The sequence below is a fragment of the Bradyrhizobium sp. SZCCHNS3016 genome, assembly GCF_032484535.1.
Classification (GTDB): Bacteria; Pseudomonadota; Alphaproteobacteria; order Rhizobiales; family Xanthobacteraceae; genus Bradyrhizobium.
Genome location: NZ_JAUETE010000003.1, coordinates 433,002 through 459,643, shown reverse-complemented (window position 1 = coordinate 459,643; position 26,642 = coordinate 433,002). Strand labels below are relative to the sequence as shown.

Below are 26,642 nucleotides of genomic sequence, written 5' to 3'. Positions count from 1 at the left end.
CGTGCGTTATGCGAGGCTACATCGCCTCGTAGTTCGGCCCACCGCCTCCTTCCGGAGGAACCCAGGTGATGTTGCCGTTGGGATCCTTGACGTCGCAGGTCTTGCAGTGGACGCAGTTCTGCGCGTTGATCACGAAGCGCGGGGTGGCGCCCTCCTCGACCCATTCGTAGACGCCCGCAGGGCAATAGCGGTTGGACGGTCCGGCATAGACGTCGTGCTCGGAGCTCTTCTGCAGCGCCATGTCGGCGACCTTCAGATGCACCGGCTGGTCTTCCTCGTGATTGGTGTTCGACAGGAACACCGAGGACAGCCGGTCGAAGGTCAACTTGCCGTCCGGCTTCATCGCCGGCTTCGGCTGGTGCGCCTTGGCGGGATCGAGCGTGGCGCGATCGGGCTTGACGTGCGACTGGGTGCCGAACAACGAGAAACCGAGCGTGTTGCACCACATGTCGAAGCCGCCGAGCGCGACGCCGAGCACCGTACCGAACTTCGACCATAGCGGCTTGACGTTGCGGACCTTGAACAGATCCTCGCCGACTGGCGAGCCGCGCCAGGCGTTCTCGTAACTGACCAGCTCGTCATTGGCGCGGCCGGATGCGAGCGCGGCATTGACGTGCTCGGCCGCGAGCATCGCGCTGCCCATCGCGTTGTGCACGCCCTTGATGCGCGGCACGTTGACGAAGCCCGCCGCGCAGCCGATCAGCGCGCCGCCGGCGAACGACAGCCGCGGCACCGACTGATAGCCGCCTTCGGTGATGGCGCGTGCGCCGTAGGCGAGGCGCTTGCCGCCTTCGAACACGCCGCGGATCGACGGGTGCGTCTTGAAGCGCTGGAATTCCTCGAACGGCGACAGATAGGGATCGTCGTAGTTCAGGTGGACGACGAATCCGACTGCGACCAGATTGTCGTCGTAGTGATACAGGAACGAGCCGCCGCCGGTCTTCATGTCGAGCGGCCAGCCGAAGGAATGCTGGATCAGCCCCTTCTGGTGCTTGGCGGGATCGATCTGCCAGACTTCCTTGAGGCCGATGCCGAATTTCGCCGGCTCGCTCTTGGCGTCCAATGCGAATTTCGCGATCAGCTGCTTGGACAGGCTGCCGCGCGCGCCTTCCGCGAACAGCGTGTACTTGCCGAGCAGCTCCATGCCGCGCGTGAACGAGGATTTCGGCTTGCCGTCCTTGCCGATGCCCATGTCGCCGGTGGCGATGCCGCGCACCGCGCCCTGCTCGTCATACAGCACCTCGGTGGCCGCGAAGCCCGGATAGATCTCGACGCCGAGCGCCTCGGCCTTGCGCGACAGCCAGCGGCAGACATTGCCGAGCGAGCCGATGTAGCAGTGATGGTTGTCCATCAGCGGCGGCATCGCGAAGCCCGGCAGCGAGATCGCGCTGCTCTCGGTCATCCAGAAGAACTTGTCGACCTTGACCTGGGTCTTCAGCGGGCAATCGTCGTCCGAGCGCCAGTCGGGGATGAGCTTGTCGAGCGCCGCCGGATCGATCACCGCACCGGACAGAATGTGCGCGCCGACCTCGGAGCCCTTCTCGACCACGACGATGTTGAGGTCGGCATTGAGCTGTTTCAGCCGGATCGCGGCGGACAGGCCCGAGGGGCCGGCGCCGACGATGACGACGTCGAACTCCATGGATTCGCGCGGAGGTAATTCTTCGGTGCTCATCTCTCTCGATCTCAGGCCCGGCCGGTGCAGGGGACCCGACCTCTGCCGCCCCCTGGCGCGTGCAAAGGTCAAACCCGGAGCTGCAATGGCAACAATGACTTAACTAGGGTTCCTGAAGGCGTTCACCGTTCGCTGAGGGCTAGTCCGGAGGGGGAGCGACGGCTGGCGCCGGAACACTAGGGCGTTCCGTCCCTTTTTGGGTTATTCCAAACTCTTGTTTCCGATTTTTCGGGGCAGGACAACCACCGAAATGCATTCCGCCATGCGCCGAGGCAGCGTACACTGCCGCGGCGATCGATCATGATGACCCCCGAGCCCCTCCCCGACGTCCGGCAACTGCTCGCCTTCTATCTGGAGGCCGGGGTCGATTGCGCCTTGGCCGACGAGCCGATCAACCGGCTGGTCGAGCCCGAGGCGGTTTCGTTCCCCGCCGCGACTCCCGCCGCCCGCCAAGTGGCGGCGCAGCCTGGCCGGCCGGCCGCGCCGGCGATCATTCCGCCGCGCGGAGAACCGCCGCCTCCGCCGGAAGCGGCCGTCGCCTCGGCCCGCGAGGCGGCGCGGACGGCGCCGACGCTGGAGGCGCTGCGCGAACTCCTGGAGACTTTCGACGGCTGCGCGCTGAAGCAGACGGCGTCGCGGCTGGTGTTCGCCGACGGCAATCCGCAGGCGCGCATCATGCTGGTCGGCGAGGCGCCCGGCCGCGACGAGGACATCGAGGGCCTGCCATTCGTCGGCCGCTCCGGCAAGCTGCTCGACCGCATGATCGGCGCGATCGGGCTCGACCGCAGCAAGGTCTACATCGCCAATGTCATTCCCTGGCGCCCGCCCGGCAACCGCACGCCAACGCCGCAGGAGACGCAGATCTGCCTGCCGTTCATTCGCCGCCAGATCGAGCTGGTCGATCCCGATGTGCTGGTGACGCTCGGCAATCCCTCGACCCAGTCGCTGCTCGGTACGACCGAGGGCATCATGCGCGTGCGCGGCAAATGGCGCGACTACGACACCGGCAAGCGGACGATCCGCGCGATCGCGACCTTCCATCCGGCCTATCTGCTGCGCTCGCCGTCCTACAAGCGACTGTCCTGGCAGGATCTGCGCGCAATCGCGACGGTGATAGCGGTCTGAAGACCCAATTCGCTTCCGTCATTGCGAGCGCAGCGGCGAAGCGAAGCAATCCAGAGTCACGCGCGCAGCCCTGGATTGCTTCGTCGCTTCGCTCCTCGCAATGACGGCGCATGGAAAGCGCTAAGGCCCCCTCGGCCGCACGATGGCCCAGCCGATGCGCAGTACCGGCTGGCGGCCGTTGATCAGCCAGTCGAAACTGCGCGGCACCTCCGGCACCAGCCCCGGAAAGCGCAGGGCGATGTCAGGCGGTGGGGTGCCGACCGTGTCGGAGGCGCGCCACACCACGACGCCGCCGCTCTCGGCGAATTTCGCCGGCGTGACCCAGGGCGTCCGCTGCGGGGTGGCATCGAGGAACAGATGCGCGCGGCGGCGACCGAGCGCGACCAGGCTGGCGAGCTGCGGATCGCCGGCGACCGCCTGCAGCCGCTGGTTGGTACGGCGCTCAAAACTCTCGACGAAGAAGCGGGCGATGTCGCGGGCCGGCATCGACGTCGCGACCTCGCCCTCGCCGATCACGGGCTGAATCACGGCGCTGCCGGCAACGAAAACCGCGGGTGCAGCGACCGCAGCCGCCCACACCGTGCGCAGCAGCCGCTGGCGGCGCAGATAGATCAGATCGCCGGACGCGACCACCAGCGCGAGGCCGACCATCGTCAAGGTGACGGCGACGCCGCCGAACACCGTGGGCAGACCGAACAGGCCGGAGATCAGGCTGCCCGCCAGGGCCGGTGCGATCGCGAAGCAATAGACGAAGTCGCGGGCGAGCGGCGGGACCGAACGGCGGTAGATGATCGGGGCGTCGGTCTCGCTGCGGCTGATCCAGCTGGCGTCGAGCAGCACCAGCAGCACGATGGCCGAGATCGCCAGCAGCGCCCCGCCAGCCAAGGCGAGCCAATGCCAGGCGCGCACCGAGAGCTCGGCGAGAACGGGCAGCGCCGGCAGCCCGACGCTGTCGGCGCGCAGCACGAAGATGAGGTAGGGCAGCGCCAGCGCCAGCACCACCAGCAGCGCGAACAGCGGATCGAACGAGCGCAGCACCCGGCGGCCCTGCGCGGTGGAGACCACGAAGCCGGCGATCAGCAGCAGCAGGCCCGCCGCGGCCGAGGTGGTCAGCAGCAGCAGGCCGGCCTCGATCGACCAGGCAAACCAGGCGTTGCGCCGGCCCTCGCCGAGAATCCGCCAGCTATGGAGCAGCAGCAGCGCCCAGAGCGGACGCGCCAGCACCTCCGGACCGAATTCCAGCGTGGGTGCACCGAACGCGGTGATGGTCATGGTCAGCAGCACGGCGAGCACCGCCTGCTGCCCGCCGACGATCGCCCCCGCCAGGAGATACATCACCCACAGACCCAGGGCCGAGCACAGCACGGCCAGCACGTAGACGCCGAGCAGGTGATTGCCGGCGAGACGATAGGCGATGTCCGACAGCCAGAACGACAGTGGCGGGCCGAGATCGGTGCCGACCTGGTATTCACGTCCGAACGCGATGGTGGTGGCAAGCTGGCCGGGCGGGCTGCGATAGAACAGCATGGCGACGCCGAGCCACATCAGGGCCTGGCACAGCACCACGATGACGACGACCAGCCGCGGCCTTGCGCGGATCAGTTCGACAACCAGTGACGTGAAACGCATGAACGGCTGGATCGCTTGGCTGAATCGCTGAGGACGTCGAGGAGGCCGGCAGGACCGTCGCTCATCCGCAGCAGCCTCGCTGTCCGACGCCCGCAATCGATACCGCACGATCGGGGCGCACAACACCGCCCCTGCTGCGAGGGGTGACACTTCGTGCTGGCTGGCTGACCAAAACTATTAAGACCGCGGCGCCCGCGAGGCAACCTGCATCAGACCTCGAGCGAGATTTCGGTGGATGTCACCACGGTCACCTCCGCGAAGAGATCCGGCTCCGGCACATCGGTCCACGGCTGATGCTTGCGCCGGGCGGCGACGACAGGCGCGAACAGGCTGCGATGATGCACCGAGGGGCCAAGCCGGTCCAATGCGGCGAGATGCTCCGGCACAGCATAGCCCTTGTGCTGCTCGAAGCCGTAACCCGGGCAATCCTGCGCCAGCGCGCACATCAGCCGGTCGCGCGTGACCTTGGCGACGATCGAGGCGGCCGCAATCGACATCACCAGACCATCGCCGCCAATCACCGCCTCGCAGCCGCAATCGACGTCGATGCGGTCGCGGCCGTCGACGAAGACGTGCTTCGGCGCCTCGGGCAGCGCCCTCACGGCGCGCGACAGCGCCCAGAGCGAGGCACGCAGGATGTTGTCGCGATCGATTCGCGCCGGCGAGGCGACGGCCACCGCAAACGCCGACGTCTTGCAGATCTTGTCGAACAGCGCCTCGCGCTGCTCCGCGCTCAGGCGCTTGGAATCATCGAGACCCCTGGGGATGCGCGCAGGGTCGAGAATCACGGCCGCAGCGACCACCGGACCGGCCAGCGGACCCCGTCCCGCCTCGTCGCAGCCCGCGACCGGCCAGACGCCCTGCTTCAACAGCGCGCGCTCACGCCGGAAGCTCGGCGGCGCCACCGCGATGACGCCCTTGCCGAGCTTGGCGCCCGACTTGCCGGCAGCACCCGGGGCAGCAGGCTTGGTCGCGGCCTTTGCAGGGGCGCTCTTCGCTACGGCACGGCTCGCTGCTTTCGCCCTGCCCGGCTTCTTTGACTGATCGCGAATCATGGCCGCCATGGTGCGAAACGGCTGGCGGCGGCGCAACCCGAACGGGCCTCAATTCCCCGCTATTCGCCCCCTGCCGGCGACCGACTACGCCGGCAGATGCACTCGATCATCCTCGCCGACATCAATCCCCGGCGCAACCACCACTTCCCAGACATGACCGTCCGGATCGGAGAAATAGCCGCTATAACCGCCATAGTCGGTCCGTTGCGCCGGTCTCAGCAGCATCGCGCCTTTCTCCACCGCCGACGCGAGCGCCGCATCGACCTCAGCCTCCGAGCGGCAGTTCCATGCCAGCGTCACGCCTCGGAACGCCTGAGGGCGCGGTGCGTCCGGCACGCCCGCGTCATCGGCGAGCGCGCCCCACGGGTACAGCGCCAGCACCGTCCCGCCGGTCTCGAAGAATGCCACGGCCTCGCCGGTCGCGCGGAATTTTCGGACGAAGCCGAGCAATGTATAGAAGGCGATGCTCCGCCGCATCTCGGACACACCGAGTGTGATGACGGTGAACCGCGGAACGCTCGCTTGTGCGCTCATCACTTACTCTCCACTTACTCTCCGCACGCTTCAGAACAGGCTGAGCTGCTGGCCGCCGCCCTTCGGCCGCACGAAATGATCGGTCGTCAGCTTGGTCCGACGCTTGTTCAGCCCGAGCTTCTCGCAGGCGATCTCGAAGCGGCGGCCGATCATCCAGGCCATCGGGCCTGTCCCCTTCATTCGCGTGCCCCATTGCGAGTCGTAATCGCGGCCGCCGCGCATGTCGCGGATCAGGGTGAAGACGTGGCGGTAGCGGTCGGGATAATGCTCGAGTAGCCATTCCCGGAACAGGTCGCGCACCTCCAGCGGCAGCCGCAGCAGCACATAGGCCGCTTCCTTGACGCCGGCATGGGCGGCGGCATCGAGAATGCGCTCGATCTCGCTGTCGTTGAGCGCCGGGATCACCGGCGCCACCATCACCGTGGTCGGAATGCCGGCCTTGGACAGCGCCTGCAGCGCCTCCAGCCGCTTCGACGGCGTCGAGGCCCGCGGCTCCATCGTGCGCGCCAGCTTCGGATCCAGCGTGGTCACGGAGATCGCGACCTTCGCCAGGTTCTTCTTGGCCATCCGCGCCAGGATGTCGGCATCACGCATCACCAGCGCCGACTTCGTGACGATCCCGACGGGATGGCCAACCTTTTCCAGCACCTCGAGGATGCCGCGCATGATCTTCCGCTCGCGCTCGATCGGCTGATAGGGATCGGTGTTGGTGCCGATCGCGATCATCCGCGGCTCGTAGCCGCTGGCCGCCAGCTCCTTCTCCAGAAGCGCGGGCGCATCCGGCTTCACGAACAGCTTGGATTCGAAGTCGAGACCAGGCGACAGCCCGAGAAACGCATGGGTCGGCCGCGCGAAGCAGTAGACACAGCCGTGCTCGCAGCCCCGATACGGATTGATCGAGCGATCGAAACCGATGTCCGGCGAGTCGTTGCGGGTGATGACCTTGCGCGAGGTGTCGGTCGCGACCGTCGTCTTGAACGGCGGCAGCTCCTCGAGGCTCTGCCAGCCATCATCGAAGACAACGCGGGCCTCCGCCTCGTAGCGGCCGCTCGCGTTGGATTGGGCACCCCGGCCGCGGCGCCGGCCCCGTTCGATGGCGACCGCGAGTTCGGGAAAGTCATTCTCAGGACCTGACGAAGGCGCGCCCGCCGGCTCGGAGGGCACCGGGACCGGCGGGCGCTTGAGGGCATGTGAAGATGCTCGGCTCATGGCCAAGACATAGCACGCAAACAGAACATTACAAGAACAAAATAGAACAAAAGCGCACGCATGCTCTGCACGGGCGCAAGGCCAGCCATCACATTCCCGTTCTATCCTGCAGGTGCGCTGGAACAGGACGGTGCGGCGTCACTCTCATACAGTATCCCGCAGGCGCGAAGCGGAAGGCAAGCGAGGTCCCATGCAGATCACTTCTCCCCAACAGACCACCCCGGCCGATGATCTTGACCTGCTCGATCGCTACTGGCGGGCGGCGAATTATCTCTCGGTGGGGCAGATCTATCTGCTGGACAATCCGCTGCTGCACGAGCCGCTGAAACCGGAGCACATCAAGCCGCGCCTGCTCGGCCACTGGGGGACGACGCCCGGCCTGAACTTCATCTATGCCCATCTCAACCGCGCCATCGAGGCGCAGGATCTCAGCGTCATCTACATCTGCGGCCCCGGCCATGGCGGTCCGGGCATGGTCGCCAACACCTATCTCGAAGGCACCTACAGCGAGATCTATCCGGAGATCACGCGCGATGCCGATGGCCTGCGCAAGCTGTTCCGGCAGTTCTCCTTCCCCGGCGGCATCCCGAGCCATGCCGCGCCTGAGACGCCGGGCTCGATCCATGAAGGCGGTGAACTCGGCTACGCGCTGGTCCACGCCTATGGTGCGGCGTTCGACAATCCCGATTTGATCGTGGCTTGCGTGGTCGGCGACGGCGAGGCCGAGACCGGCCCTCTCGCCGCGTCCTGGCATTCGAACAAGTTCCTGAACCCGGCCCATGACGGCGCGGTGCTGCCGATCCTGCATCTCAACGGCTACAAGATCGCCAATCCCACCGTGCTCGGCCGCATGGGCGATGCCGAGATCAAATGCCTGTTTGAAGGTTACGGATACGAGCCGCTGTTCGTCGAAGGCGCGGAGCCGAAGGCGATGCATCGGCAGATGGCGGACGCGCTCGATGTTGCGCTCGCGAGCATCCGCTCCATCCAGCAGAATGCGCGTCAGCCGGATGCAACGATCCAACGGCCGCGCTGGCCGATGATCGTGTTGCGCAGCCCGAAGGGCTGGACCGGGCCGAAGGAGGTCGACGGCCTCAAGGTCGAAGGCTTCTGGCGCGCCCATCAGGTGCCGATTGCCACCCCCCGCAGCAAGCCGGAGCATCTCGCGCTGCTCGAAGCCTGGCTGAAGAGCTACGAGCCGGAGACGCTGTTCGACGCCCATGGCCGTCTCAGGCCGGAATTGCAGGCGCTGGCGCCGAAAGGGCAGCGACGCATGGGCGCCAATCCGCATGCCAATGGCGGTCTGCTCAAGCGCGAGCTCAAGCTGCCGGACTATCAAGCTTTCGCGATCGAGGTGTCCTCACCAGGCCAGACCATCGCTGAAGCGACGCGCGAGCTCGGCAAGTTCCTGCGCGACGTGATCACGCTGAATGCGAAGACCCGAAACTTCCGCATCATGGGTCCCGACGAAACGGCGTCGAACCGGCTCGATGCGGTGTTCGAGGTCACCGAGCGCGTGTGGATGGAGGGCATCGAGTCCTATGACGTCCATCTGGCGCATGACGGCCGCGTCATGGAGGTGCTGAGCGAGCATCTCTGCCAGGGCTGGCTCGAAGGCTATCTGCTCACCGGCCGCCATGGCCTGTTCTCCTGCTACGAGGCCTTCATCCACATCGTCGATTCGATGTTCAACCAGCATGCCAAATGGCTGAAGGTGTCACGCGAGCTGCCGTGGCGGCGCCCGATCGCGTCGCTGAACTATCTCTTGACCTCGCATGTCTGGCGGCAGGACCATAACGGCTTCAGCCATCAGGACCCCGGCTTCGTCGACCTCGTCGCCAACAAGAAGGCGGATATCGTCCGCATCTACTTCCCACCGGACGCCAACACGCTGTTGTGGATCGCGGACCACTGCCTGCGCACCTACGACCGCATCAACGTCATCGTTGCCGGCAAGCAGCCCGCACCGCAATGGCTGTCGATGCAGGAGGCGGCGACGCATTGCGACGCCGGCATCGGCATCTGGTCTTGGGCCGGCACCGAGCCCGCCGACGAAGAGCCCGACGTGGTGATGGCCTGCGCCGGAGACGTCCCGACCCTGGAAACGCTCGCAGCCGTCGACCTCCTGCGCAAGGAATTGCCCGACCTGAAGATCCGCGTCGTCAACGTCGTCGATCTCATGACCCTGCAGCCGAAGCAGGACCATCCGCATGGCCTCAGCGACCGCGACTTCGACAGCCTGTTCACCGCCAACAAGCCAGTGATCTTCGCCTATCACGGCTATCCGTATCTGATCCATCGCCTCACCTATAGCCGCACCAACCATGCCGGCATGCATGTGCGCGGCTTCATCGAGGAAGGCACCACGACGACGCCGTTCGACATGGTCGTCCTCAACGAGCTCGACCGTTTCCACCTCGCCATCGAGGCGATCGAACGCGTGCCGGGCCTCAGCGTGTCGGCGGCCCACGTGAAGCAGAAATTTCGCGATGCGCTGATCGAGCATACCCGCTACATCCGGGCGCATGGCGAGGACATGCCGGCGATCCGCGACTGGGTCTGGCCGAACAGCGCCGGCGGCACCACGCCGACACAGGCGGGCGACTGAACCAGCCAAGCGCGAGCTCCAGCAACGCAGCACCTTGAAATAGCAATCGTTCGGCGTTGCCCTAAGGTGCGCGGCCGGCTACTTGCTGCAAAATTCCGCAGCGCAGCGGGCTGATTTGGCTATGACAAAATGATAACAGTCATGCTGGAGGCGCGACAGATAACGATGCCAGGTTCATGCTGAGCGTGATCATCCCGACCGAGGGTGTCGAGCAGACCGCCGTGGCCACCCTGTCCGCGCTGGTGCCAGGCGCCGCGGCCGGTGTCGTCACCGAGGTGCTGTTGGTCGATCGCTCGCCCGATTCCAGCGTGATCGAGCGTGTCGCGGACGTCGCCGGCTGCCACTTCATGAAGTTCGAGGGCTCCCAGGCCGCGGCACTCGCGGCAGGGGCCGCGAACGCGCGGGCGCCCTGGCTGATGTTTCTGCCCGCCGGCGCGATGCTCGATCCCGGCTGGATCGACGAAACCAGGCAGTTCGTCCAGAGCGTCGCCGCCGCCGGCCAGCCCCGCGCCGGCGTTTTCCGTTACGCCAGGTCTCCTTACGCTGTGATCAGCCTGCGCGAGCGGATGCGATCGGTCGCTCGGGCCCTGGTCGGACCGCTCGGCGACCAGGGCCTGCTGATCGCCCGCGATCATTACCGGCAGGTCGGCGGCTACCAGCCCGATCGAAAGCGTGCCGAGACGCGCCTGTTGCGTCAGCTCGGCCGCTCCTCGCGGACCATGCTGCGCAGCCGGATTGTCATGGTCTAGCATCGGGATAATACTTGCCAAAGTCAATCAATTGATTGACAATGGCAAGTATTGGAGGTGCCACATGATTCCTGCCCCATCCGACGGCCAGGTCGCCACCGTTCGCGCGTTCAACCGCTTCTACACGAGGAAGCTCGGCGCGCTGGACCAGCATCTGCTCGACAGTCCGTTCTCGCTGGCCGAAGCGCGTGTGCTCTATGAGCTGGCGCAGTACGACGCCATCTCGGCCAAGGAGATCGGTCTCTCGCTCGGCCTCGATGCCGGCTATCTCAGCCGCATCGTCCAGAGCTTCGACGAGCAGGGCCTGATCACCCGCACGCCATTGCCGACCGATCGCAGGCAGCAGCAACTCGGGCTCACCGCCAAGGGACGACAGGCCTATGCCAGGCTCGACCGCAGCTCGCAGAAGGAGATCGCGGCCATGCTGGCGCCGCTGGCGCCATCCGTGCGCGACCGGCTGGTCGGTGCAATGACGACGATCGAGACCGCCCTGGAGCCGCAGCAGCCTGGCCGCTCCCCGGTGCTGCTGCGCAGCCATCGCCCGGGCGACATCGGCTGGGTGGTTTCACGGCACGGCGCCGTCTACGCCGAGGAATATGGCTGGGACGTCTCGTTCGAGGCGTTGGTCGCCGAGATCGGCGCGCAGTTCATCAGGAGCTACGACCCGGCGCGCGAGCACTGCTGGATCGCCGAGCTTGCGGGTGAGCCGGTCGGCTCGATCTTCCTGGTCAAGGGCAGCGACGAGGCCGCCAAGCTGCGGCTGCTGCTGGTCGAGAAGAAGGCCCGCGGTCTCGGCGTCGGCCGGGCCCTGACCGAACAATGCATCCGCTTCGCCGGCGAGAAGAACTACAGGACGATCGAGCTGTGGACGCAAAGCATTCTCACCGCCGCGCGCGACATCTATGCCCGCGCCGGGTTTCGCAAGATCGCCGAGGAGCCGCACGCCATGTTCGGCGTCCCGCTGACGGGCGAGACATGGCGGCTCGAGCTGTAGCCCGCGCCGCCCGGGTTGCAGCAACCGCCGGTAGGCCGAGATCACCCCCACAACACGTTGCGCATGCCGATTGCGAAGTTCCCGCGCGTCGGTAGTATCCCGCCAAACGGGGCGGGTATCAGCAGTGATGGAATCGATGGTGCGATCGAAGCTTGCGGCGCTTGCCGCGCTGGCAGGCTTGTTGGGGGTCGCGGCTGGGACGGCGGCTCACGCCGCGCCCAAAGGACGCGCAACGGTCGCGATTACGCGCACGGCCGATTTCCTCTATCTGGCGGCGCCCGCGGCGATCGAGATCAACGGCGCCAAGGTGGCGAGCCTTGGCCGCGGCGAGAGCTACAGCGGCCCGATTGCGCCGGGCGCCACGACGATCACCGTATCGACATGGTCCTCGCCGGGCTCGTCGAACATTCGTTTCACCGCCGTGCCCGGCAAGACCTATCGAATGGTCGTGGGACCGCGCGGACAGAATTTCGCCGCCAGCATGATGGGCGGCCTCATCGGCGCGGCGATCGAAGGCGGCGGCGCTTTCGAGATCGTACCAACGAAGTGAGGCGTGCGATGGACGCGCGGCGCGTCGTCGTGCCGGGGCCCTACGCCGTCGCGCCCTGCGCCTTGGGCCGGCGCAGATGCTCGTCGAGCCGCGGCATGATCTCGACGAAGTTGCAGGGCCGCGTGCGGTAGTCGAGCTGGGCGGCAAGGATGCCGTCCCAGCCGTCGCGGCAGGCGCCCGGTGATCCCGGCAGGCAGAAGATGTAGGTCGCGCCGGCGACGCCGGCCGTGGCCCGGCTCTGGATCGTCGACGTCCCGATCTTGGCGTGGCTCAGCATGTGGAAAGCGATCGAGAAGCCGTCCATGCGCTTCTCGAACAGCGGCTCGATCGCTTCCGGCGTGACGTCGCGGCCGGTGAAGCCGGTGCCGCCGGTGGTGATGACGACGTCGACGCCGGGATCGGCGATCCACGACTTCACCACCGCGCGGATCTTCTCGACGTCGTCGGTGACGATCTCGCGCGCCGCGAGCCTATGGCCGGCAGCGGTCAGGCGGTCACTCAGGGTGGTACCGGACTTGTCGTCGGCAAGCGAACGCGTGTCGGACACCGTCAGCACGGCGATGTTGAGGGGAATGAAGCTCTTGCTCTCGTCGATCGCCATTATCGCGTCTCCCTACAGCGAACTGGCGCTGAACGTATTGCAGGCCTGCACCGTGCCCTGCTGGTAGCCGATCATGAACCAGCGCTTGCGCTGCGCGGCGGAGCCATGGGTGAACGAATCCGGCACCACGCGTCCGGTCGCCTTCCGCTGCAAGGTGTCGTCGCCGATCGCCGAGGCCGTCGTCAACGCGGCGTCGATGTCGCCCTCCTCGAGGAAGCCCGGGCGCTTCTTGGCCTCGCGATTGACCCAGACCCCGGACAGGCAGTCGGCCTGCAGCTCGACCTTGACCTGCAGCGCGTTGGCTTCGGCCTTGTTGTCCGACTGCTGCTGCATCCGCGTCACGCGCGGCAGGATGCCGAGCAGGTTCTGGATGTGGTGCCCGGCCTCGTGCGCAATGATGTAGGCCGCGGTGAACTTGCAGGCGCTGCCCGAGCAGCCCCGGAAGCGCGTCTCGACCTCGCGGAAGAAGTTGGTGTCGAGGAAGATCTGCCGGTCCGGCGGACAGTAGAACGGTCCCATCGCCGACTGCGCCATGCCGCAGCGGCCGCCATTGGTGCTGTTGCGAAACAGCACGATCTTGGGCCCGGTATAATTCTGGCCGCTGGCCTGGAAGATCTCGCTCCAGCGGTCGTCGATCTCGCCGAGCACACCGGAGATCATGTCGCCCATCTCGTCCTTGGGTGCGCCCGTCCGGCCCGGCGAGCGCCGGTCCGCCTGCTGGGTCGGCGCGCCGCCATGACTCAGCATCTCGGCGCCGCCGATCAGGATGCGCGGATCGATGCCGAAGGCGTAGCCGATCAGGCCGAGCACGATGATGGTGCCGATGCCGAGACCGCCGCCGCCGATCGGCAGACCCATACCACCGCCCATCCCGCCGCCTTCGTCGCGACGGTCGTCGATGTCGTCGCTGCGACGGAAATCATCGTAACGCATGGGCGGCCTTTCCTCACGATTCTCGCGCGGCTCTGCACGAAATGCCTAACGCGGCAGACAGGTAAAATTTCCACTGTGTTAATCAATAACCCGGCCGGCAAATTTTGCCTAGCGCAGCCAAAAAAACCGGCCCGCGCCGAACCTCGATCGGCTGCGCTCGCGCGCGACCGGCGCGAAAAACCCATCGCAATCGGCGTCTTGCGCAGAGACCATCGTGCATCGACGAACGGAATTCGTCGCTGGTGCGCGTGATGAAAGCGTGCGCATCGATGCGAATAATTTTCCGGGTTAAGTCCATTTTTACTTTGCCGGGTCAATGTGTGGGCAGTCGGTTGTTAGGTCCCGCGTCGCCGACAGCGTCGCCTGAGTCAGAGTTCTTGAGTCATGGTAGAGTCGCGTCGCGGGGCGTCTGCAAGGGCGCCCCGCACTAAATTTCAGACCCTCGAAGAGCAGCGAATCATCGTCGGCGACTGCGTCGCCGAGATGTCGAAACTGCCAGGCGCATCGGTCGACCTGGTGTTTGCAGATCCTCCTTACAATCTGCAGCTCAAGGGCGAGCTCAAGCGTCCCGATGAATCGCAGGTCGATGCGGTCGACGACGATTGGGACAAGTTCTCCTCGTTCTCCGCCTATGACGACTTCACGCGCGCCTGGCTGCTCGCCGCGCGCCGCCTGATGAAGCCGAGCGCGACGATCTGGGTGATCGGCTCCTATCACAACATCTTCCGCGTCGGCGCGATCATGCAGGATCTCGGCTTCTGGATCCTCAACGACATCGTCTGGCGCAAGTCCAACCCGATGCCGAACTTCCGCGGCCGCCGCTTCACCAACGCGCACGAGACCATGATCTGGGCCGCGCGGGACGAGAAGGCGAAGGGCTACACGTTCAACTACGAAGTGCTGAAGGCCGCCAACGAGGACGTCCAGGCGCGCTCGGACTGGCTGATTCCGCTGTGCACGGGCGAGGAACGGCTGAAGGACGGCGACGGCAAGAAGATCCATCCGACGCAGAAGCCGGAAGGCCTGCTGGCGCGGGTGCTGCTGTCATCCTCGAAACCCGGCGATCTGGTGATCGATCCTTTCAACGGCACCGGCACGACCGGAGCCGTGGCAAAACGCCTCGGCCGCCGCTACATCGGCTTCGAGCGCGACAAGGTCTATGCGAAGGCGGCAGAGCGGCGCATCGCCGCGGTCGAGCCGCTGCCGGAGGCAACGCTCGCACCGTTCATGACGGCGCGCGAAGCGCCGCGCGTCGCCTTCTCGGAGCTGATCGAACGCGGCATGATCGCGCCCGGCACCAAGCTCGTCGACTCCAAGCGCCGCCACGGCGCGCTGGTGCGCGCCGATGGGGCCATCATGCTGGGTGACAAGGTCGGTTCGATCCACCGCATCGGCGCGGTGGCGCAAGGTCTGCCTGCCTGTAACGGCTGGACCTTCTGGCACGTCGAGACCAAGGGCGGCCTCAGGCTGATCGACGAGTTGCGCGCCGAGATCCGCTCCGAGATGTCCGCCGCCTGACGCTCACGAATTCCGGCGCTCCTGTCCGGAATAGCGCGCCAGCAGGTCTTCGACCTCGTACTGCTCGTGGTAGCGAACGTCGTCGCGCGGCACGACCGAGACCTGCGCGGTGGACTGCGACGATTTACCCCTGCGTCCCGCCAGGGCCGGATAGTAGCTGTCCACCGGCGGCAGGTGCATGCGATCGAGCTCGGGCTCCGCCGGCCAACGCGTGACGCGCCGGGCGGCCACCGGCTCGATGCGAAGCTGCCGCCTGCCCCGGGCGCGCGCAAACAGCACGCTAATCGAGAAGCCCGCAATCGCGACTGCGCCGAGGAAAGCAAACATCCGCGTCCTGGACGCATCATCCCCCGACATGCCGAGCGTCACGGCCGGCGACGCATCCGCAGCGGCCAGCGCCGGCGTCGCGGGAGCAGCCGCTTCCGCGGCGCTGGTGTCACTGGCGGCCGCGAGCGTGTAGGACGCGCGGGGCGCGGCGGGCTCAGCCGCTGCCGGCAGCGTGCCGGACTGGTCGGGCCAACGCGTCGCAACAGCAGATTCGTTCACGGCCGCGCCGACCGGGTCGGGCGCCGCCGGCGCTGACGCGACGGGCGCCGGCGCGGCCGGAAATGCGGCAACCGACGGAAACGCAGACGTCGCCGGCACAGACGGCGCGGCGGTCGGTGTCGAGGACACGACCTTCACCTCATCGGCGGCGTCCTTGGACGACGATTGGATCTCGGCACGTGCATTGGCCGCGGTCGACGAGAGCTGAGCCCGTTCCTTCTGCGAGGCGAGCTTGCGCGTGACGAGCGACGCGCCCTTCGCCTCGCGATCGTCGTCGCGCAGATACCAGCACTGCTTCTTCGTCGCGCGATCGATGCGATAGAACCAGTGCTTCCCCGCCGGCGTTCCCGCAGGCTTTGCAAGGCATTCGTCAGCAGCCGATGCCGGTGTAAACTCGATTGTCGCCGCAGCCGCTCCCGCCAGCACGGCGACAGCAACGCGCGGCAACAAACTCGTCGTTCGATTCGTCATCACACCTCCGACGATTCAACGCGCCCCCGCTGCGCCGTTTCGGCGATGACTTCGTTCGGAATAAGGCTGCGGAGGTTCCATTTGTCGAAACAATGTTAGAACAGCGGTGTCCTTTGGATGCGTTCTAATATTTTTAGGCTGTTTTGTCGCAGCAACAGTGGGAATTCGCGTTGATACGACGACGTCACGCGTGCTGTGCCATTCGAGACAACACGCGGATGTGAGAAAACCCAAGACTGAAATCCTGAATGCCAATCACCGCAAGGCGTAGTCCAGACATTGATGCGCGTGCGCCTCACTTGATCTAAGTCAATGACTCTCGACGGTCCCACGCGTGTACGACGGCGTCGGACAAACTCGCCGCTTCATCCACGTACGCTCGCCATGGCCGTCGCGAACATGACGCGCACATCGACCACACGCCGCGCCCCGCTCACTTCATCATCTTCGTCAACGCCTTCTCGACCAGCTCGCGCGTGTACGGCTTCTGAATGATCGGCGCGTCGGACAGCTCGGGCGGAATCGGCGCGCGCTCGCCATAGCCGGTGGCGAACATGAAGGGCACGCCGAGCTCCTTCAGCCGGTGCCCGACCGGCAGGCTGCTCTCCGCGCCGAGGTTGATGTCGAGCAGCGCGAAGCCCGGCACCGCGCGCTCGATCGCCTTCAGCGCCTGACCGACCGAAGCCGCCGTGTCGACTTGCCGCGCACCGAGCTCGAGCAGAATCACTTCGGCGCCCATCGCGATGATCAAATTGTCCTCGACGATCAGCGCGGCGCCTGAGAGACGCGGCGTCGGCTCCTGCTTCCGCTCGGGACGTGGGACCGCGCCGGTCGGCGCCGGAACCAGCTGGACGAAATTGGCGGGAATCATGAAGCGGGCCTGAACGCCGAGCAGATCGAAGCGAATCTCGGCGTCGCCCTTGAGATCGAATGGCACCGACCGCTCGATGATGGTGGTGCCGAAGCCGCGGCGCGTCGGCGGCTGCACCGGAGGTCCGCCGCTCTCCTTCCAATCGATGACGAGGCTTGCGCCGGGATCCAGTCGCCACGCCACCTGAACCTGCCCGGTGGAGTCGGCCAGCGCGCCGTATTTCGCCGAGTTCGTCATCATCTCATGCACGACGAGCGCGAGCGTCCCGAACGCCTTGGGGTCGAGCGCGACGTCCGGCCACGGCCTCCTGCAACGTCGATGGCCGGAGCTGGGTTCCGGCTTCGCGCGGCTATTTTTTCCGCTCTCCCGATGCGCCATACTGCGGGCGCTGTTCCGACGCCATGGCTTCAAGGATGGCCGTCAGCCCGCCACCTCGGCGAGCGCCTTCTTCACCGCCGGTCGTTCAGCCATGCGCTTGAAATGAGCGGCGACCTTCGGGAAGGCGTTGATGTCGACGCCGTCGCCTTCGAGCCATTGCGCGATCGTGAAAAGATAGGGATCGCAGATCGTGTACCGCTCGCCCATCACCCACGGGCCGCGCAGCATCTTCTGCTCGATCAGCGCGAAGCAGGCGCTCATCGTTTCCGGCACCTTCTTCTTCATGTCGGCGAAGGAGGACTCTTCGGTGGCCCAGCGATAGCCCCGCATCTTGTGCGCGTGGGCGATGTGGACCGTCGAGCAGAGATAGCTGTTGAAGGACTGCACCTCGGCAAAGGCGAAGACGTCGTCGAGCGGCGCAAGCCGCGACTCGGGAAAGCGCTGCGCGACATAGGCGAGCATCGCCGGCGTCTCGGTCAGGACGCCCTGCTCCGTCACCAGCGCCGGCACGCGCCCCTTGGGATTGATCGCGAGATAGTCCGGGCTGTTCTGCTGGTTGGTCTTGAAGCTGAGCTTCTCGGCGACGTAGTCGGCGCCCGTCTCGGCCAGCGCGATATGTGAAGCGAGCGCGCAGGTGCCCGGCGCGACATAGAGCTTGAGCATGGTGATCCCTGACAGATGATATCCGACCCTATCTGCACCCATCCAGACCGTCCACCCCTGGCCCCCGCGTGCGACGTCATGGGCGATCTGCATTCTGCGGGCCGCGTGCTCGACCCATGCCGATCGATGGCGATGCGACGACAGACATCCCGATGAAGGACACGGGCTCACCTCTCGCGGCGCGCAGCGCCCGAGGTGTTGCCGAGAGGGACCCTCGCAAAGAGGAGGGCGCAGGGAATGCCGGGTGCTGGCCGCAACCCATGGCCCGCCTGCAGAAAAGAAAGCAGGCGGCAGTCACCACAGGTCCAGCCGGTCATCCGGCATTCCCTGCGCGATGGGCTTTACGTCTTATACGTGATCTCCCTGGTGCGCCGGGCTTTCTGGCCACCATCCCCACGCGAAGCGAAGCCTCAACGCGAGTTGACATCAGCATCGGGATGCCAGGACCACACGATTTCAACGTCCGCGAAAGGCCCCGCACCCGCGCCACGCCGGCAAGCCGCCGCAGCACTGCACGAGGCCGGCCGACGTCGCTCGTCCTGACGACGCCGTCGCAGCCACCGCATCCCGCCCCGCGTGTCGTGACGACGCGTACGCCCCTCCTGCCGGGACGGAACGGTGCGGATATAGCCATTGATTTGGGGTCGGAGTCAAGACAAATTCCGAAAAACGGAAGACGCGTCCTGGAACGGAACGGAGCGACGGATCGGAATGACGTGCAATGTCGGCGCATGCTGCGCCGTCGATGCGATCAGCGCCGACCGGTATGCAGCCGTCTCGTCGGGGCAGCGCGCCACGACAAGTTTCATGCAGCGTCACCGTAATACCGTAATACTCAACGAAATACTGGAATCCGCCGCCCGGCGCGCTACTGCCACCGACAAAGCGTGGGGCGTGACTTCGCTTTAGTTTCGCGGCATGCTGTCGATTAGCTCGCGGGATGGGTGGAGCAACGCGAAACCCATCAATTGGTCTACGAGACAACAATGGTATCGCTTCGCTCCAACCAGTCCACGCGCTGGCGGGTTTGTCCTATCTGGTGACGCAGCGGAAGTCTTTAAGCCTGACCTCATACGCTCGCGGAAGGCGTCACCATATTCATGTTCATCCTCCGACGGATTGCCTCGCGGCCGATCGCCGGTATGACGATGAACTCACACCGGGTGCTTCCGCTCGAGTTTCCCAACAATGCGCTCGCCAAGTCTACGCACAATCGATGGTACGAGTCGCAAGCCGAGGACGGCCAGCCGGGCGCGGCCACCCGGAACGATGAAATACCGGTCGCGCCGGATTCCCCGCAATGTGTCCGCAACCACGATTTCCAAGGGAGTTCTCGGGATGGTCAGCGTATGTCGCCGGTTCTCCGGTGTCCGATAGGAATCAAGCTCCGCCACCATAGGCGTCTCGAACTCCGCTGGGCAGACGAGGTGAACCTTGATACCTTGGCGCAGCAGTTCGTAGTGCAGGCATTCGGTGAAGCCGACCAAGGCGTGTTTCGCAGATCCATAGGCGGTGAAACCGAAGATTCCGGTCAGACCAGCGATCGATGCTATGTTGATCAACCGCCCGCCAGCGGCGCGTAGATGGGGTAAAGCAGCCCTGGTGACATTTACCGGACCAAAGAAATTGGTTTGCATCACGGCCTGGAAGTCATTGTCGGTGAGGGTCTCGAACCGCCCCTCGCGCATCACACCTGCATTGTTGAACAGCATGTCGATCCCTCCACGGCGCCGAGCAACCTCCTCGATAGCCTGAGACGTTGCAATCGGATCGCCAACATCGACGGACTGAACCTCGATATCGGCGCCGGCGTGTCGCCGACGAAGTTCATGAACCGCGATATCCAGATTATCGGTTCGCCGCGAGAGGAGCGTCAGCCGAGCACCTTGGGGGGTAAGCGCGTTCGCTATCGCAAAGCCTAGGCCCGTCGCCCCCCCGGTGATGACAATGCTACGTGAATGGAACATATGAGAGTCCTAAGCCAGAATCCACTTCGGGAAGCCGGGAGAAAGGACGAGCCCCAGCTTCGTCCAATCGCGCGGTCGAGTGCTGCCCACTGACCGCCGTTGCCTCAGAATCACCTATTTTCATTTTGTCGACCTTGCTGAGCTTCCTAGGTGCAGTTGCTGAGCAGGACTTCGTACAAACTCCGCCAGCGGTTGAAGCCTCCGGTGATACCCCCGCAGGGCGACGGCGCGTTCGCCGCAAGGCATGGCTACATCGTTTTCGTGCAGTCACATCGGAGCTTTTCCGATTGCTATTTGAGCGGCAGCAGACCGCATGCCGGGCTGCGGTCAATCAAGCGCAGTGGCGATGCGGTCGGCGAGGGCGAGCAGGGTTTCTGGTTTGCCCATCGGCGCCTGTCCGTGGCCCTTCATCGGAACGTCCGCCCAGCGAGGTATGATATGGAAATGCAGGTGGAAGACGGTCTGACCGCTGGCCGCGCCGTTCAACTGAACGATCAGGAAACCCTCGGGTGCCAGCGCCTTGACCACTGCCCGGGCGGTGCGTCGGGTGGCTGCGACCAGCCGAACGAGCACGTCCGGCTCCACGTCCAGCAGGGTGCGCGAGGTCGAGGTCTTCGAGATCACCAGTACGTGCCCTTCGGACTGGGGAAAGGCGTCCATGAACGCGAGGACGTGATCGTCCTCCCAGACCTTGGCGGCGGGGACTTCGCCGCGAAGGATTCGGCCAAAGATGTTGTCGGGGTCGTAGGGGGCGGCGAGGGTCATCTGGTGCTCCGGAGTATGGGCGAGGCTAGAAACCGCGGTGCGGTGGGGCGTTTTGGGTGACGGCGCAGTGCTTCCCTAGTTTTGGCGGCCCGGGCTCCATCGGCCGAGGACGTGCGGTCCCCGGCACGGCGGCTCAATCGCTGAGGGGTCTCGTGTGCCGGGCGCTGCGCCCGTGACATGGACTGTCGTCTCTTAGTCCGGCTGAGGCTGACCGGGCGCTTGTTGCAAGTGGGCTATATCGCGTAGCCCGCTTGAACTCCTCGTGTGACAGGCCTTCAGATTCGGCTGTTCGGGTGATCGTTGAAAGCTACCAGCCATCGCGAGGAAGGTGATCGCGTGCTGACGGCGATCACGCTGACGCCCGGTGGTCAGCTCGGCCGCGCGAATTCTGCAAGAACCAAGCGGACAAGTGAATACATTGGCGCTGCGTTGGCAGGGGTCGGCGTAAACAGGCGCCCGCACTTCGGGCGACGCAACCATGCGGCGGCATTTCCAGATGCCGCCCACCGGAAGAAGCCGCCACAACTCAATATTCGCAATCAAGAAAGCGTTCGACATTATTTCCCCAAACAAATCTTTCCGCTATGGACGCCGGGTACAAGAGCTTGCGCGCCAAGGTCGCTGGATGCCGTCGGCGTGACCTTCTCGAAGCATAGACGTGTGGAGGAATGGCCGCTTGCCAGAATCGGCTACCAATTTCGACGAGAGAGCTTTGTTGTGCCTCTGGCCTCAACGAATGATGTTCATCGGGCGTCTGGGTACGCTGCCGCTGCACCGGCATCCAATATCGGTCTGCCTGGTGGCGCTTCAGGCCCCTCTGCGGATCGGCACCACAATGGCCGGGGAGAGCCTGGCCTGCCTTACCGCCATCGTCCCCGCAGGCTTGGCGCATACCCTTGATCTAAGCGGGGCGCCGGTCGCCGTGATATACAACGACCCTGACGATCCTTACTATCGGCGCCTCTCGCCCCGTCAGAGATGTGGCCTAAGCTCACTGGACCCTGACATCGAAAGTTCGCTTATCGTCGCTGTGCGGAATCTCTACGCGCTGCATCAGATAGGTGATAAGCTACGCTTCGACGATTTCGATTTCGCTGCTGAACAGGCATTGGGAATCGAACCGCGCCCACCACGGTTCGATGCGCGGGTTGAACGTGTCGTAGCTATCATAAGGGCTGACATCGCCCGCAATCACTCGATCCAGGAACTGGCCCGGCGAGTCGACCTTTCCCCTGGTCGCCTGCAGCATCTGTTCGTCCAAGAGATTGGGGTGCCACTTAGGACGTTTAGGATTTGGATTCGTTTCCGGCACGCTGTGGAGCGTGTGGGAAATGGTGATTCTATCACGTCGGCGGCGCTCGATGCAGGCTTTTCGAGCTCCAGCCATTTCAGCCACGCCTTCAAGGCAACCTTTGGCGCTACTGCCGCCAGCGTGCTCAAGGACGCTCCGTCTAGGGTCCGGATTCAGTTGATCGAATAACTACGATGGCCGCGATGGGCGCCGGAAACTGACGGTTCTTCCCTCTTGCTGCCACAGGTCATCCTCGAAATGCCTGTCGCAGAAATTATCTGTGTCTCACTTGAGGGGTGCAGTCCAGAGATGTCACCGTAATTGTCTCATGACGTCGTCGGCGGCGGACCGAGTGCGGTCTCGATCAGCAGCGTGTCGCAATATTCGATCCATTCCAGGATACGGCCGTTCTCCAGGCGAAGGACGTTGCAATAGCTGTTGTTGTAAACCTTGCCGTCGCTCGTCGTATTGCGGCCACGCGCCTCGACCACGACGCGGTCATCCTCGGCCGTTAGCCGGATCGGGATGGTGGTGATGCGGCCGAGCCGCGCCCGCAGCGGCGCGAACAACTCGGCGAGAACGGTCGCCTTGCCGTCATAGCTGCGCGACCAGGATCCGCTGCCCATGATGACGAAGCGGAAATCATCCGCAAGATGCGCGAGCAGCGGCTGCGCATTGCTCTTCGCCAGCTCGTCGAACACATGCTGCACGATCCGCTTGTTGTCATGACCCGTGGCTTCTACGGCGCTCATCGGCAAACCCTCCTTGAATTCAGGCATCGTCGCATCAACCCGTCTGCCTGAGCGCAGCCGGAAACGGTCCCAGCACCGCTTCCGTCAGCGCCGAGTCGCAGTATTCACGGATCTCGACGATGCGCCCCTCGTGCAGCCGATAGATCAGGCAGTAGTCGTTGTTGTAGGGCCGTCCGGCCCTGGTGCGCATCTCGCCCTTGGCCTCGACCACGACGAGGTCGTCATCCGCGATGAAGCGCAGCGGAATGGCGCGGCGTCCCTCCGCCAGCAGGCTGTTGAGATGGCCATGGAGATTGCGCAGCAGCGCCTCCTTGCCGTTGATCGTCTGCGACCACGAATATTGTCCCGTGATCACCATCGTAACGTCGTCGGCGATGGACGCGACATAGGCCGCGCGGTCGCCGGCGGCGGCCTTGGTGAGCAGCTCTTGCATCAATCGCTTGTTGGCGCTGGCGGTCATGACATCTGTCTCCCGATCTCCTTTGCGACAGGGCGAAGCATGACGGGTGGCGGCGCATTCTTCCAATCGATATCGGATATGATATCAATTCGGCTCATGAATTTGGCCGCGCTCGACCTCAATCTGCTGGTGGCGCTCGACGCGCTGCTCCGCGAGAGCAGCGTCAGCCGGGCTGCGCTGCGGATCGGACTGTCCCAGCCGGCCACCAGCCACGCGCTGCAGCGCCTGCGCGACTTGCTCGGCGATCCCCTGCTGGTACGCACCGGCGCGCGGATGGAGCTGACCCCGCGCGCCCTTGCGCTGCAGGCTCCGCTCGCCCAGGCGCTGGATCAGGTGCGCGGCCTGTTCACGCCCGACGCGTTCGACGCTGCACGGAGCGAACGCCAATTTCGCCTGATGATGCCTGATCTCGCGGTCGAGCTGCTGATGCCGTCGTTGATGGCCAAGGTGACGCGCGCCGCGCCCAACCTCCGCATCGACGTCGTGCCTTGGCGAGGCCCTGCGATCTTCCACGCCGAGTTCGCCCGCACCATCGACATGGTGATCTCGATCGGCAACGCCTTCAAGGGCCTCCATCGCCAGTTGCTCTACACCGACAGCGATGCGCTGGCGGTGCGGCGCGGTCACCCGGTCGGCAGGCGACTGAGCCGGCGAGACGCCTTCCTGGCCGCCCGGCATGTCGCGGTGGTGCTGCGCGGCCAGAGCGAGGACCTGATCGACGGCTGGCTGCGCAGCAAGGGCTGGGAGCGGCGGATCGCGCTGGTCGTGCCGAGCTATATCGAGGCGCTGCATGTCGCCGCGCGCACCGATCTCGTCGCCTTCGTGCCGCGCCGCCTGATCGCGGCGCTGGCGCAGGCCTTGTCGCTGTCGACCGTCGCGCCGCCGCTCGATCCTGGCATCGACGAACAATACATGTTCTATCCGACCAGGGCGCAGGTCGAGCCGGGGTCGATCTGGCTGCGCACGCTGATGCTGGAAACGGGCCGCGAACTCGGCGGCGCGCCAGGACGTGCGACGAAACCGACGTGAGCATCCGGCGCCCGCGCGTCGTGCTCTGTCAGGCCGCCAACAGCAAAATGCGTTGATACAGTTGAGGTCGCGCAGGGTGGGCAAAGCAGCCGCCCGGCAGGGCGGCAGCGTGCCCACCGCGGTGCTGCGTACTCCGAGTCAGATGGTGGGCACGGCGCGCGATCGAGCGCAGTCTGCGGTGAATACGGTGATGCGCGCCTTTGCCCACCCTACCCTCCAAACCGGCTAGCGCAGCAGCGGCATGAATTCCGGCTCGTTCAGATTTTTGGCCGGCGTCCGCCTTGTTGTCAGGCTATCAGACGCCTGCTGCGCTGATGCGCACCGTAAGCGTCTCACGTCAGGCAACGCATTCAACGGATCGGCTCGATCCGGAGGAATGCAGGATGCGTTGCCCGTGATCGACCGATCGAAATCCGGAACTGCAATCATGAATCCATCTGGTGAACGGCGCGCGCGCAGAAAACTGCCCGCGCGCTATGCGGCCGTCGTCATGCCACTGACACTCTCGGTGCTGATGACATTCGTCGTGTCGGCGATCGCCACGCTGAAGAGTCTTGGACCGACGCCGGCGTTCATCGCGACCTGGCCAGCAGCGTGGGGCATCTCCTGGCTGGTCGCGTTCCCCACGCTGCTCGCTGTCCTGCCGCTGGTGCGGCGGATCGTGGCGCTCGTGGTGGAGACGCCCAAACCAAATTGACCGGAGCAAGCGGGGCCGCCGAACTGCGGCCCCGCTTCAACGGGTATCATGCAAGCCGCTGTTTGAGCCGTGAATCCGCCTCATCCACCGCTGTCGTCCCGGACAAGCCGCGGCGCGCACCAGCGCGGCGCGGCGCCGATCCGACCTATACGCCGCGGCCGTCGTGATGGGCAGAATGCCAATGACCGGTGTGCCTCAAACCACTCCCTGTGGGTATGGGTCCCGGCTTTCGCCGGGACGACAATGGAGCATATTGATAGCGCGGCCGTAGGGTGGGCAAAGCAGCCGCCGAAGGCGGCAGCGTGCCCACCGTCTCGCTGCGCACTCGCTGTCGCGATGGTGGGCACGGCGCGGGTAACATCTCGCTGAACTCATCAGCAGCGTGGCGCGCCTTTGTCCACCCTACAAACTACACGCTCAGCGCCCCTCACTGCCCCAGCCCATGCGCGACGACCTTGCGCATGACGTTGGGCAGCGCCTCGCCGTCGAGGGTTGCGATCGGCACCCAGCGCATGCCGTCCGGCGCGCGTGTCCGGGCCGGCACCTTCGCCGTGTAGACCACGAGCTCCAGCGGAAAATGCGTGAAGACGTGGGTGACGACACCGAGCTTGCGGTGCCAGCGCTTCGCACTCGCCAGCTCCGGCGCTTGCGCGAGCGCGTCGGCGTCGTCCTGCCCGGCCAGCCATTCCGAGCCGGGAACCTCGGTCATGCCGCCGAGCAGGCCCTTCGCGGGGCGCGATTGCACCAGCACCTCGTCACCTCTGACGACGACGAAAGCGGCGCCGCGCCTGAGCGTACCGGACTTCTTGGCGGCCTTGCGCGGAAACGTGTCCTGGTCGCCGCGCTCACGCGCCGCGCAATTCTCGTTCAGCGGACAGAGTGAGCAGGCCGGCTTCTTCGGCGTGCAGATGGTCGCGCCGAGATCCATCAGCGCTTGCGCGCTGTCGCCGGCACGGGACGGCCCGAGCAAGGTGGCGGCGAGCGCCTGGATCTGCGGTTTGGCCTGCGGCAGTGCCTCCTCCACCGCAAACAGCCGCGACACCACGCGCTCGATATTGCCATCGACCGGCATGGTCAGGCGGTCGAACGCGATCGCCGCGATGGCGGCGGCGGTGTACGGGCCGATGCCGGGCAGCGCGCGCAGCCCCTCCTCGGTGTCCGGGAACACGCCGCCATGCGCGCGCAGCACGGTGACGGCGCAGGCATGAAGGTTGCGCGCCCGCGAATAATAGCCGAGGCCGGCCCACATCCTGAGCACGTCGTCGAGATCGGCGCTGCCGAGCGCCATGACATCCGGCCAGCGCGCCAGGAACTTCTCGAAATACGGCCCGACGGCTTTCACCGTGGTCTGCTGCAGCATGATCTCGGACAGCCAGACGCGATAGGGATCGGAGCGCTGCCCGGCCGGCGCGCGCCACGGCAGCCGCCGCCGGTGGCGGTCGTACCAGGCGAGCAGTTGCACGGGACGCTCGGCGGAGGCGCGATTCTCTGATCGGCTCTTGCGCTTGGAAGGAAGGGCTGATGACACCATTGGCTTAATCTAGTACGTCAGGAGCCATCGTCGCCCGCTGG

The 26,642-nt window shown here is 65.4% G+C and carries 24 protein-coding genes and 1 pseudogene; 9 read left to right on the top strand and 16 right to left on the bottom strand.

Going from position 1 to position 26,642, the window contains the following annotated elements:
- Positions 1 to 16: 16 nt before the first annotated feature.
- Positions 17 to 1,675, bottom strand: a complete 1,659-nt coding sequence (locus tag QW881_RS09600; protein ID WP_315757060.1) for an electron transfer flavoprotein-ubiquinone oxidoreductase — start codon at positions 1,673 to 1,675, stop codon at positions 17 to 19.
- Between the two features lie 303 nt (positions 1,676 to 1,978).
- Here QW881_RS09600 and QW881_RS09595 point away from each other — a divergent pair, with 303 nt between their 5' ends.
- The gene (locus QW881_RS09595) at positions 1,979 to 2,800 is read left to right on the top strand and encodes a uracil-DNA glycosylase (RefSeq protein ID WP_315757113.1); all 822 of its coding nucleotides are present in this window, start codon (positions 1,979 to 1,981) and stop codon (positions 2,798 to 2,800) included.
- A 120-nt stretch (positions 2,801 to 2,920) separates the two neighbouring features.
- Here QW881_RS09595 and QW881_RS09590 read toward each other — a convergent pair whose 3' ends face one another.
- The 4 genes from QW881_RS09590 to QW881_RS09575 all read right to left on the bottom strand — a co-directional run bounded on the left by QW881_RS09590 (position 2,921) and on the right by QW881_RS09575 (position 7,227).
- Positions 2,921 to 4,429: a glycosyltransferase family 39 protein gene (locus QW881_RS09590; protein WP_315757059.1), complete on the bottom strand. Its 1,509-nt coding sequence runs from the start codon at positions 4,427 to 4,429 to the stop codon at positions 2,921 to 2,923.
- 209 nt (positions 4,430 to 4,638) lie between these two features.
- Positions 4,639 to 5,493, bottom strand: coding sequence for a ribonuclease HII (locus tag QW881_RS09585; RefSeq protein ID WP_315757058.1), 855 nt, complete (start codon positions 5,491 to 5,493; stop codon positions 4,639 to 4,641).
- A gap of 75 nt (positions 5,494 to 5,568) precedes the next feature.
- A complete protein-coding gene (locus QW881_RS09580) occupies positions 5,569 to 6,018 on the bottom strand; it encodes a VOC family protein (RefSeq protein ID WP_315757057.1) in 450 nt (149 codons plus the stop codon).
- Between the two features lie 30 nt (positions 6,019 to 6,048).
- Positions 6,049 to 7,227 carry a PA0069 family radical SAM protein gene (locus tag QW881_RS09575; protein WP_315757056.1) on the bottom strand — a complete coding sequence of 393 codons (1,179 nt, stop codon included), beginning with the start codon at positions 7,225 to 7,227 and terminating at the stop codon, positions 6,049 to 6,051.
- Positions 7,228 to 7,417: 190 nt separating this feature from the next.
- Here QW881_RS09575 and QW881_RS09570 point away from each other — a divergent pair, with 190 nt between their 5' ends.
- The 4 genes from QW881_RS09570 (at position 7,418) to QW881_RS09555 (ending at position 12,128) form a co-directional block, all read left to right on the top strand.
- On the top strand, positions 7,418 to 9,835 hold the full coding sequence (locus QW881_RS09570; RefSeq protein WP_315757055.1) for a phosphoketolase family protein: 2,418 nt from the start codon (positions 7,418 to 7,420) through the stop codon (positions 9,833 to 9,835).
- Between the two features lie 176 nt (positions 9,836 to 10,011).
- Positions 10,012 to 10,584 carry a glycosyl transferase gene (locus QW881_RS09565; RefSeq protein WP_315757054.1) on the top strand — a complete coding sequence of 191 codons (573 nt, stop codon included), beginning with the start codon at positions 10,012 to 10,014 and terminating at the stop codon, positions 10,582 to 10,584.
- 64 nt (positions 10,585 to 10,648) lie between these two features.
- The gene (locus QW881_RS09560) at positions 10,649 to 11,578 is read left to right on the top strand and encodes a bifunctional helix-turn-helix transcriptional regulator/GNAT family N-acetyltransferase (protein WP_315757053.1); all 930 of its coding nucleotides are present in this window, start codon (positions 10,649 to 10,651) and stop codon (positions 11,576 to 11,578) included.
- 136 nt (positions 11,579 to 11,714) lie between these two features.
- A complete protein-coding gene (locus QW881_RS09555) occupies positions 11,715 to 12,128 on the top strand; it encodes a hypothetical protein (RefSeq protein WP_315757052.1) in 414 nt (137 codons plus the stop codon).
- Between the two features lie 40 nt (positions 12,129 to 12,168).
- Here the strand turns inward: QW881_RS09555 and moaB are convergent, their stop codons facing one another.
- Both moaB and QW881_RS09545 read right to left on the bottom strand, forming a co-directional pair.
- Positions 12,169 to 12,729, bottom strand: a complete 561-nt coding sequence (moaB, locus tag QW881_RS09550; protein WP_315757051.1) for a molybdenum cofactor biosynthesis protein B — start codon at positions 12,727 to 12,729, stop codon at positions 12,169 to 12,171.
- A gap of 12 nt (positions 12,730 to 12,741) precedes the next feature.
- The gene (locus QW881_RS09545) at positions 12,742 to 13,662 is read right to left on the bottom strand and encodes a neutral zinc metallopeptidase (protein WP_315739946.1); all 921 of its coding nucleotides are present in this window, start codon (positions 13,660 to 13,662) and stop codon (positions 12,742 to 12,744) included.
- 384 nt (positions 13,663 to 14,046) lie between these two features.
- Here QW881_RS09545 and QW881_RS09540 point away from each other — a divergent pair, with 384 nt between their 5' ends.
- Positions 14,047 to 15,180, top strand: a complete 1,134-nt coding sequence (locus QW881_RS09540) for a site-specific DNA-methyltransferase (protein WP_315717257.1) — start codon at positions 14,047 to 14,049, stop codon at positions 15,178 to 15,180.
- 3 nt (positions 15,181 to 15,183) lie between these two features.
- On the opposite strand, the gene QW881_RS09535 is transcribed toward QW881_RS09540, so the two are convergent.
- The 6 genes and pseudogenes from QW881_RS09535 to QW881_RS09510 all read right to left on the bottom strand — a co-directional run bounded on the left by QW881_RS09535 (position 15,184) and on the right by QW881_RS09510 (position 20,841).
- A complete protein-coding gene (locus tag QW881_RS09535) occupies positions 15,184 to 16,197 on the bottom strand; it encodes a hypothetical protein (RefSeq protein ID WP_315757050.1) in 1,014 nt (337 codons plus the stop codon).
- Between the two features lie 433 nt (positions 16,198 to 16,630).
- Positions 16,631 to 17,383: pseudogene (locus QW881_RS09530) on the bottom strand (hybrid sensor histidine kinase/response regulator); the annotation flags it as partial.
- A gap of 105 nt (positions 17,384 to 17,488) precedes the next feature.
- On the bottom strand, positions 17,489 to 18,109 hold the full coding sequence (locus tag QW881_RS09525) for a glutathione S-transferase family protein (protein WP_315757112.1): 621 nt from the start codon (positions 18,107 to 18,109) through the stop codon (positions 17,489 to 17,491).
- A 650-nt stretch (positions 18,110 to 18,759) separates the two neighbouring features.
- Positions 18,760 to 18,918 carry a hypothetical protein gene (locus tag QW881_RS09520; RefSeq protein ID WP_316158288.1) on the bottom strand — a complete coding sequence of 53 codons (159 nt, stop codon included), beginning with the start codon at positions 18,916 to 18,918 and terminating at the stop codon, positions 18,760 to 18,762.
- Positions 18,919 to 19,263: 345 nt separating this feature from the next.
- Positions 19,264 to 20,076: an SDR family oxidoreductase gene (locus QW881_RS09515; RefSeq protein ID WP_316158287.1), complete on the bottom strand. Its 813-nt coding sequence runs from the start codon at positions 20,074 to 20,076 to the stop codon at positions 19,264 to 19,266.
- Positions 20,077 to 20,403: 327 nt separating this feature from the next.
- Positions 20,404 to 20,841 carry an HIT family protein gene (locus QW881_RS09510; RefSeq protein ID WP_315738323.1) on the bottom strand — a complete coding sequence of 146 codons (438 nt, stop codon included), beginning with the start codon at positions 20,839 to 20,841 and terminating at the stop codon, positions 20,404 to 20,406.
- Between the two features lie 676 nt (positions 20,842 to 21,517).
- Here QW881_RS09510 and QW881_RS09505 point away from each other — a divergent pair.
- The gene (locus tag QW881_RS09505; protein ID WP_315757048.1) at positions 21,518 to 22,321 is read left to right on the top strand and encodes an AraC family transcriptional regulator; all 804 of its coding nucleotides are present in this window, start codon (positions 21,518 to 21,520) and stop codon (positions 22,319 to 22,321) included.
- A 137-nt stretch (positions 22,322 to 22,458) separates the two neighbouring features.
- Here QW881_RS09505 and QW881_RS09500 read toward each other — a convergent pair whose 3' ends face one another.
- Both QW881_RS09500 and QW881_RS09495 read right to left on the bottom strand, forming a co-directional pair.
- On the bottom strand, positions 22,459 to 22,884 hold the full coding sequence (locus QW881_RS09500; protein ID WP_315757047.1) for a nuclear transport factor 2 family protein: 426 nt from the start codon (positions 22,882 to 22,884) through the stop codon (positions 22,459 to 22,461).
- Positions 22,885 to 22,918: 34 nt separating this feature from the next.
- Positions 22,919 to 23,344 (bottom strand): nuclear transport factor 2 family protein, encoded by a 426-nt coding sequence (locus tag QW881_RS09495; RefSeq protein WP_315757046.1) that lies wholly within the window; start codon positions 23,342 to 23,344, stop codon positions 22,919 to 22,921.
- Positions 23,345 to 23,440: 96 nt separating this feature from the next.
- On the opposite strand from QW881_RS09495, the gene QW881_RS09490 reads away from it, so the two are divergent.
- Both QW881_RS09490 and QW881_RS09485 read left to right on the top strand, forming a co-directional pair.
- Positions 23,441 to 24,373, top strand: a complete 933-nt coding sequence (locus QW881_RS09490) for a LysR family transcriptional regulator (protein ID WP_315757045.1) — start codon at positions 23,441 to 23,443, stop codon at positions 24,371 to 24,373.
- A 427-nt stretch (positions 24,374 to 24,800) separates the two neighbouring features.
- Entirely contained in the window at positions 24,801 to 25,070 is a 270-nt protein-coding gene (locus tag QW881_RS09485; RefSeq protein WP_315757111.1) for a DUF2798 domain-containing protein, read from the top strand.
- Positions 25,071 to 25,497: 427 nt separating this feature from the next.
- Here QW881_RS09485 and mutY read toward each other — a convergent pair whose 3' ends face one another.
- Positions 25,498 to 26,601: an A/G-specific adenine glycosylase gene (gene mutY, locus QW881_RS09480; RefSeq protein ID WP_315757044.1), complete on the bottom strand. Its 1,104-nt coding sequence runs from the start codon at positions 26,599 to 26,601 to the stop codon at positions 25,498 to 25,500.
- Between the last annotated feature and the right edge of the window lie 41 nt (positions 26,602 to 26,642).